6 protein-coding genes and 1 pseudogene are annotated in these 7632 nt (G+C 74.4%); 3 read left to right on the top strand and 4 right to left on the bottom strand.

The features are described from left to right. Positions 1–438 (bottom strand): annotated as a pseudogene (locus tag E4099_RS25840) (hypothetical protein); the annotation flags it as partial. 148 nt (positions 439–586) lie between these two features. Further along, positions 587–2794 carry an N-6 DNA methylase gene (locus E4099_RS25835; protein ID WP_135341519.1) on the bottom strand — a complete coding sequence of 736 codons (2208 nt, stop codon included), beginning with the start codon at positions 2792–2794 and terminating at the stop codon, positions 587–589. Positions 2795–3059: 265 nt separating this feature from the next. Here E4099_RS25835 and E4099_RS25830 point away from each other — a divergent pair, with 265 nt between their 5' ends. Both E4099_RS25830 and E4099_RS25825 read left to right on the top strand, forming a co-directional pair. Then, positions 3060–3785 (top strand): Rv1352/Rv1906c domain-containing protein, encoded by a 726-nt coding sequence (locus E4099_RS25830; protein ID WP_209446741.1) that lies wholly within the window; start codon positions 3060–3062, stop codon positions 3783–3785. Next, the gene (locus E4099_RS25825) at positions 3785–4537 is read left to right on the top strand and encodes a hypothetical protein (RefSeq protein WP_135341518.1); all 753 of its coding nucleotides are present in this window, start codon (positions 3785–3787) and stop codon (positions 4535–4537) included. The genes E4099_RS25830 and E4099_RS25825 overlap by 1 nt, the downstream gene beginning before the upstream one ends. Before the next feature lie 54 nt (positions 4538–4591). On the opposite strand, the gene E4099_RS25820 is transcribed toward E4099_RS25825, so the two are convergent. Continuing rightward, complete coding sequence (locus E4099_RS25820) at positions 4592–5578, bottom strand: ArsR/SmtB family transcription factor (RefSeq protein ID WP_135341517.1); 987 nt, start codon at positions 5576–5578, stop codon at positions 4592–4594. 56 nt (positions 5579–5634) lie between these two features. Between E4099_RS25820 and E4099_RS25815 the strand changes: the two genes are divergently transcribed. Further along, a complete protein-coding gene (locus E4099_RS25815) occupies positions 5635–6927 on the top strand; it encodes an MFS transporter (protein ID WP_135341516.1) in 1293 nt (430 codons plus the stop codon). A gap of 8 nt (positions 6928–6935) precedes the next feature. On the opposite strand, the gene E4099_RS25810 is transcribed toward E4099_RS25815, so the two are convergent. After that, a partial coding sequence (locus tag E4099_RS25810; RefSeq protein WP_245245168.1) for an HNH endonuclease family protein occupies positions 6936–7632 on the bottom strand: 697 nt, incomplete at its 5' end.

Below are 7632 nucleotides of genomic sequence, written 5' to 3'. Positions count from 1 at the left end.
ACCCTCGACGGAAGCTCCCCCGGACTCCGTCCCGGGGGAGCTTCCGTCGAGGGTGGCGGCGGGAGCCGGCAGGGCCCCCGGGCCCGGGACGGCCGGGCCGGTGCGGTGCCGGCCGATGTCCACGATCAGGAAGTACGCGGTCACCGCCACCGCGGTGACCAGCAGGACGGCCATGCCCACATCCGATATCCAGCTGTCCGAGAAGTGGTCCTCGAGGGTCACCAGGCAGGCGACGACCAGCACCAGCTCGCCCCAGAACAAGCCCCAGTCCAGCCGCCGGCGGTGCACGATGGCCAGCCGCAGCATGGAGACCCAGGACAGGAAGCCGATGGAGAGCAGCGGAAGCACCGCGAAGATCACGCGCAGCAGCACCACCACCGCCGCCCGCGAGCGCGGGGGCGGTACCTGGGGCGCGAAGCCGGGGCCGGGGCCATACATTGCTACTGCTCCTGACGTGCGACGGTCGGCCTGAGCGTATATCCGACGCGGAGCCGCCGGTCCAGGTTGTACGGATCCCGCGTGGGGATGGTCACCCGACCCGGCCGGCAGCCGCGCGTGACCACCGCTCAGGCTCTCCGGCAGGGGGTCACCGCGGGGTGACGGTGCCGTCCGCGAGGCCGTCGTACAGCCCCTGGACCAGTTGTTCGCCGAGTCGGCCGGCCAGCCGCAGCGCCTCCTCGAAGGCGGCCAGGGCCTGGTAGCGCTCCCCGTACCGCCGCTGTTCGGCCAGCGGCAGCCGGGGCAGTTGGAGCCTTCGCACGTCGAGCCGGGTGGCGGTCGAGGCGTAGCTGCTGGCCTGCCGCTGGTTGGCGCTGCCGCGCAGGTGCCCGGCGAGGAACCAGGGGTCGAGGGCGGCCGGGTCCGGCCGCAGCAGGCACAGGTTGCGGGCGAGCGCCGCGCCGGCGGTGGCCTCGTCCACCACGCGGGCGACGGTGCCGCCGCCGAGGACGGGCACCACCACGTCGCCGGGCTCGGTGAGCACCGGTTCCTCGGCCCCGGACCGTTCGGTCGGGGCCTGCGGTGGCAGGCTGCCGGACGGTGCGGTGCCGGCCAGTACGTCGTGCTCGGTGAGCACCGGCAGCGCCTCGGTCCCGGCGGCGGCGCCGGAGACGGCCCCACCCGGCACCGCGCCGCCCGACCCCGTGCCGCCGGCGACCGCACCGCCGGTGCGCAGCACCAGGGCGCCGGCGCGGGCCAGTTCGCCCACGGTGGTCATCGGCCAGCGGCCCGCGGTCCGCGCGGGCGCGGTGCCGGCGCTCGGCTCGTCCGGTGCGCCGGGCGCCACGGGGGTCAGCTCGGTGGTGCGGGCCAGGGTGACGGTGAGCCGGTCGCGCACCGCGGTGAGTTCGGCGATACCGCCGGCGGCGGGCAGCGGCAGATGGCGGGCCGGGGCCAGGTCCACGTCGTCGTCGAGGAGTTCGATGACCGGCAGGGCGCGGCAGACGCCGGGCTGCTCGGTGACCCGGCCCCGCTGGTCGAAGGAGCGCCAGGCGGTGAGCACGGTGTCGTACACGGCGGGCTGGTCCGGCTTGCCGCGCCCGGGGCCGGCGGCTTCGGCGGCGTCCACCAGCAGCAGGTCCGGGGCGGGCGCGGACCCGGCGCCGGGGCGGCGCAGCACCCACAGGTGCAGCGGGATGCCGTGCGGCGGGGCGGCGCCGGCGGGCAGCGCGATGACCGCGCGCAGCGCCCCTCGGCGCAGCAGGTCGGCCCGGATGCGGCGGCCGGAGCGGCGGGAGGCGACGGCCGGCGGCATCAGCAGAACGGCGGTGCCGCCGTCCCGCAGCCGTGCCAGGGCATGCTGCACCCAGGCCAGTTCGGACTCGGTACGGGCCGGGAAGCCGTACTCCCAGCGCGGGTCGTAGGCGAGTTCGTCGTGGCCCCAGTTGCGTTCGTTGAACGGCGGGTGGCAGATCACGGCGTCGGCGGCGAGGCCGGGGAAGGCGTCGGCGCGCAGGCTGTCGGCGGCGGCGAAGCGCACCACGGTGTCCGAGCCGAGGGCGAGCCGGAGGGCGCCGATCGCGGCCAGGTCGGGGTCCGCCTCCTGGCCGTGCAGGGTGGCGGCGGCGGTGGCGGCGCCCAGCGGCCAGCCGGTGCCGGCGGCGGGGTCGAAGACGGTCGGCCCCGCGGGGTCCGGGGTGCCCGCGGGGTCGGCCGCGCGGACCCCGGCGAGGTCGGCCATCAGCTCGGCCAGGTCGGGCGGGGTGAGGGTGTACTGCCGGGGGTTGGTGGCGAGGTAGCGGCCGAGCAGGAACTCGAAGGCCGGGGCCGGGCCCGCCTCGACGGCCAGTTCGGCGGCGCCGCGGGTGAGGGCGGCGCCGGCCTGGAGTTCGGCGGCCTCCGGCACGGGGACCGGGTGGTTCTCGCCGAGCCGGGCGGTGAGCACCGGGGCCAGGGCGGTGGGCAGCCACTGGGCGAGCTGGGCGTCGTCGGCGGTCTTCAGCTCGTCCCAGGTGGTGGGCCGGTGACGGACCAGCAGCAGGACGGCGCCGACCTGGCGCAGTGCGGCGGCGGCGCCCGCCGGGTGGCCGGCCAGCAGCTGCCAGACGCGTTCGCGCAGCGGTACCTCGGCCAGCTTGCCCTGGGCGCGCAGCCACTGCTCGACCTCCCCGAGGGCGAAGGTGGGGCTGGTCTCGGTGCCGCCGACCGGCTTGGGGAAGTCGGCGTGCCGGCGGCGCCAGTTGCTGACGGCGGCGCGGCCGACCCCGGCCAGTCGGGCGATCCCGGCGGCGGTGACCTCGGTGCCGGCGTCGGCACCGCCGCCGGCGCCCTGCGGCCGTGCCGGTGCCGGTGTCATGGGGTTCTGCCGCGCGTCCGCCGCGCGTGGGGACGTGTTCCGCGCTGCTTGCTCCGCTGCGTTGTCCGGCACCTGGCCCGCTCCCGTCCCGTTCCGCTCCGAGCTGCTGTTCCGCCGAGCATACCCGTGCACACCGAAGAGACCACTTCACGACGTGAATCCGTGAACTCCTGTGAATCGCGTTGACTCGGTTCACAGGTCATGCTCTTATTGACCCGTCGGATCACGGAGATCGCATCACCGAACCGGAAGGTGTGTACTTCACATGTCTCAGCGCGATCGTTCGAACAAGCAGGGGAACTGGTTCGCCCGCCACAAGCTCCTCACCGGAGTCGGCGCGGTCATCGCGATCGCGGCCATCGGCGGCGTCGCGGCGAGCGGCGGCGGTGGCGACGACAAGAAGAACAACTCCGCCTCCCAGCACGGCGGCCAGTCCGGCAAGGACGGCGGCAAGGACTCGGGCGGAAAGCAGGAGGAGGCCGCGAAGAAGGCCTTCGACGGCGACGGCACCTTCCAGGTCGGCTCGGACATCAAGCCCGGCACCTACCGGACCAGCGGCAACGGGGTCATGGACGGCTGCTACTGGGAGCGGTCCAAGGACGCCTCGGGGGACCCGGACTCCATCATCGCCAACGACAACGTCACCGGCAGCAGTTATGTGACGGTCAAGGCCGGCGACAAGGTCTTCACCACCAACGGCTGCAAGGACTGGGAGGAGGTCCCGGCCAAGGCGACCGGAACCCCCAAGACGGAGATGTCCGGCAAGGGTGGTATGTATCGGGTCGGTGTCGACATCGCGCCGGGTACGTACAAGTCCACCGGTAACACCGAGGACGCCGGCTGCTACTGGGAGAGGGCGAAGGACGCGCTGCACGGCATCGACTCCATCGCCGCGAACGACAACGCCACGGGCAACGCCGTGGTGACCATCGCGCCCACCGACGCCTATTTCAAGACGAACGACTGCACTGACTGGAAGAAGACGAGTTAATGCGCACCACCCCCACCCTGGCGGCTCTCTGCGCGATCGCCGCGCTCAGCCTGACGGCCTGCGGCAGCGATGGCAGCGGCGACAAGCCGGAGAAGCCGGAGAAGGCGGACAAGACGGCCGCCGCGAGCGGCAACGGACTGACCGAGCTGACCGGCCCGCAGATAGCCGACAAGGCCCTCAAGGCCAGCAAGGCGGCGACCTCCTTCCACGTCACCATGGACGGCACCGTGGACGGCTCCCCCTTCACGAGCGAGATCTCCTCCAGCACCTCCGCCGGCTGCGTCGGCGACATGGGCATGGACGGCGGCCATGTGAAGATCATCAAGAAGGGCGACACCACGTACGCGCAGTACGACGCCGCCTTCTGGAAGGCCCAGGGCAAGGACGGCGAGGACGCCGCCAAGCTGATCGGCGACCGCTGGACCAAGACGAAGGCCTCCGACCCGGACACCAAGGACCTCACCGCCCTCTGCGACGGGGAGCAGGTGCTGGCCGACGCGGTCCCCGGGGCCGGGAACGCCGAGAAGGGCAAGACCACCACGGTCGACGGCAAGCCCGCCATCATCCTCACCGAGAAGGACGGCGACGCGACCTACACCCTGTACGTCGCCACCGAGGGCAAGCCGTACATCCTCAAGGCGGTCCAGAAGGGTGGCGAGGACCCGGGCACCATGGTCTTCAGCGACCACGACAAGCCGGTGAAGGTGACCGCCCCGAAGGCCGAGGACGTGCTCGACCTGGACGCCGCCTGACCCAGTCCCCGGGGGCAGCCGCCCAGCTGCCCCCCGAGGCCGCCTCCGCGCCGCTCACCCACCGGCCGCACCGGCGGCCAGCCGCTCGCCGAGACCGCTGCACCGGTACAGCACCCGGCGCCCCTCGCGGGCCCGGGTGACCAGCCCCGCGGCGTGCAGCACCCGCAGGTGCTGGGAGACCGCGCTGGGCGTCACCCGCAGCCGGCGGGCGATCTCCACCGTGGCGAGCGGTTCCTGGAGCAGCGCCAGCAGCCGCGCCCTGGGCGCGCCCAGCAGCGCGGCGAGCGCCGTCGCCTCCACGGCCGGCGGCGCGGCCCACAGGGTGCCCGTGCCGCGGCAGGGGTAGAACACGTGCGGCGGCTCGTCCGGCCCCACCGGCCCCGCCGGCTTGTGGGCGAACGCGGAGGGCAGGAGCAGCAGGCCGCGGCCGACCGAGGCCACCCGGAAGTGGCTGATCATCTTGTCGATGTGCAGCACCCCGTCCCGCCAGCGCAGGTCCGGGTGGATGTCGGCGAAGAGCAGCCGGGCGCCACCCACCGCCAACTGCCGCGCGCGGTAGGTCATGTCGGCCTCCATCAGCAGCCGCAGCTGGCGCCAGCTCGGCTCGATGGCCACCTCCCAGTACCGGCGCAGCAGCTCGCAGATGTCCTCGCGCAGCCCGACCACCGACGCGTCCTCGCCCAGGACCCGGTCCAGCGCCGCGGGCAGCGGCCCCGCCCCGTACGCGGCCGACACATCACGGCGGATCCGCGCCGGGGAGGCCCGGCGCACGTCGGCCAGCTGCTCCTCGAAGGCCGGCGCGAAGACGGCGGGCATCGGGGTCAGGAAGTCGGGGATGGTGCGCCGGGGCGACACCAGGGACATCAGCAGCCGGGTGTCGAGCCCGCCGATCCGGTCCAGCACCGATCTGCGCCAGGGCAGATGGATCGCGGACAGCCCGGGGTCCTGGAGGATCCGGAGGCTGAGCAGGGTCTCCTGCACGGGGGAGAGCGCGAAACGGGTGTCCGCGAGGTCCTCCACCCCGAGCTCGAAGCTGATCATTAAGCCGTACGCTACATCAGTTGGCAGGCCGCGCTCCCTGCCGTGAACTGCCGCGCATGGACACGGGAACGGATGGACGGCGAACGGCGGCGGACGACCCCGCCGACCAGGGCACCGGTGCGGACCATGGCGCGGCCGGGCCGCGGCTTGGCCGCCGGTTGACCCTGCTGCTGGCCCTGACCTGCGCGGTGGCCGTGGGCAACCTCTACTTCCCGCAGGCCGTCGTGCCGCTGGTGGCCGCGGGGCTGCACATCTCGCCGGACACCGCCTCCCTGGCGGTGACCGGGACCCAGGTGGGCTACACCGCCGGGATGTTCCTGCTGGTGCCGCTCGGCGACCGGCTCCCGGCCCGCCGCTACCTGGTCGTCCTGCTCACCCTGACCGGCCTGGGGCTGCTCGTCGCGGGCTGCGCCCCCAACCTGCCGGTGCTCGCCGCCGCCAGTGCCTGCGTCGGGCTCACCACCGTGGCCGCGCAGATCGTCGGCCCGCTGGCGGCCGGGCTGGTGCCGGACGACCGCCGCGGCGCGGTGATCGGCACCCTGCTGAGCGGGTCGATCGGCGGCATGCTGCTGGCCCGCACCTTCGGCGGGGCGCTCGGCGAGGGGTCGGGCTGGCGCGCCCCCTACCTGGCGGCGGCGCCCCTGGTGCTGCTGCTCGCGGTCGTACTGGCCCGCGCGCTGCCCGCCACCACCCCGCCCTCGCGGCAGCCGTACCGGGCGCTGCTGGCCGCGCCGCTGCGGCTGCTGCGCGCCGAACCGCCGCTGCGCCGCTCCTGCTTCTACCAGGCGACGGTGTTCGCCGCGTTCTCCGCCGTCTGGACCTGCCTGGCGCTGCTGCTCACCGGCCCGGCCTACGGCCTGGGCGCCCAGGCCGTGGGGCTGCTGGCCCTGGTGGGCGGGGCGACCATGGTCTGCACCCCGCTCGCCGGCCGCCTGGTGGACCGGCATGGGCCGGACCGGGTCAACCTGGTGTGCATGCTGGTGGTCCTGGCCTCCGCGGCGGTGCTCGCCGCCGGTGGCGGGGGCGGACTGCCGGGGCTGGCCGCCCTGGTGGTGGGCACCCTGCTGCTCGACGTCGGGATGCAGTCCGGGATGGTCGCCAACCAGGCCCGGGTCTACGCGCTGCGCCCCGACGCCCGCTCCCGGCTCAACACCGCCTATATGACCTGCGCCTATCTGGGCGGCAGCGCCGGTTCCTGGCTGGGCGTGCGCGTATGGGGCCGGGCCGGCTGGCACGGGGTGTGCGCGCTGGTGGCGCTGCTCGCCGCACTCGCCCTGGCCCGCCACCTCCTGGCACTGTACGGCCGGCGCCCGGCGGCGACGGGTCACCGGCCGGCCGCACCCCGCTGAGCGCCCCGTCAGCCACCGCACTGCGCCAGCATCATCTCCTTGTCGGGAGCGGTGACCGGCAGCCCGTACGCCAGCGCCACCTGGGCGAAGCGCACCGAGTAGGCGCAGCGGATCCGGGGGTTGGGGGGCAGCCAGGAGGCCGGTCCGGAGTCGCCCTTGGCCGAGTTGGCCCGGCCCTCGACCGGGATCAGGTTGAGCGTGTCGTTGGCGAGCTGCCTGCGCTTGCCCTCGGGCCAGCGCGAGGAGCCCATCTGCCAGCTGTAGGACAGCGGCACCACATGGTCGATCTGGACCTCGGCGGCCCTGGCCTTGCGCCACTCGATGGTCTTCCCCGTATAGGGATCGCTCAGCGTCATGGCCACCACCACGCAGTCGGATCCGGCGCGGAACCGCAGGCTCTGGCCGTCGCGGCGGATGAGGTCGTTCCGCGTGTCGCAGCCGTTCCTCGCGAGCGGCACACCGTCCGCCGTGTCCATCCAGGCGTAGCCGAACCTGTCGCGGTCGTAGCCCGTCCTCGGCCCCCGCCCCTTGGTGGCCAGCCGCTCGATGAGCCGGCGGGCCTCGGCCCGGTCCGCGGCGGCCGTCACGGGCGCCAGCCCGGGCTTGGTGCCGTCCGGGTTCTCCAGGGGGCTGACCGCCCGCCCGTTTCCCGCCGGCCGCTGCCCCGGGTGCCCGCCACCCCGGTCCGCGGCGTCCTTCCCGTCC

Source organism: Streptomyces palmae (genome assembly GCF_004684805.1).
Classification (GTDB): domain Bacteria; phylum Actinomycetota; class Actinomycetes; order Streptomycetales; family Streptomycetaceae; genus Streptomyces; species Streptomyces palmae.
The sequence above is the reverse complement of the archived record's forward strand: the minus strand, read 5'-3'. Positions and strand labels throughout refer to the sequence as shown.

Coding starts and splice junctions, on each gene's coding strand:
- E4099_RS25835 (WP_135341519.1), bottom strand. CDS start 2,794: ATGACACCGGCACCGGCACGGCCGCAGGGCGCCGGCGGCGGTGCCGAC.
- E4099_RS25830 (WP_209446741.1), top strand. CDS start 3,060: ATGTCTCAGCGCGATCGTTCGAACAAGCAGGGGAACTGGTTCGCCCGC.
- E4099_RS25825 (WP_135341518.1), top strand. CDS start 3,785: ATGCGCACCACCCCCACCCTGGCGGCTCTCTGCGCGATCGCCGCGCTC.
- E4099_RS25820 (WP_135341517.1), bottom strand. CDS start 5,578: ATGATCAGCTTCGAGCTCGGGGTGGAGGACCTCGCGGACACCCGTTTC.
- E4099_RS25815 (WP_135341516.1), top strand. CDS start 5,635: ATGGACACGGGAACGGATGGACGGCGAACGGCGGCGGACGACCCCGCC.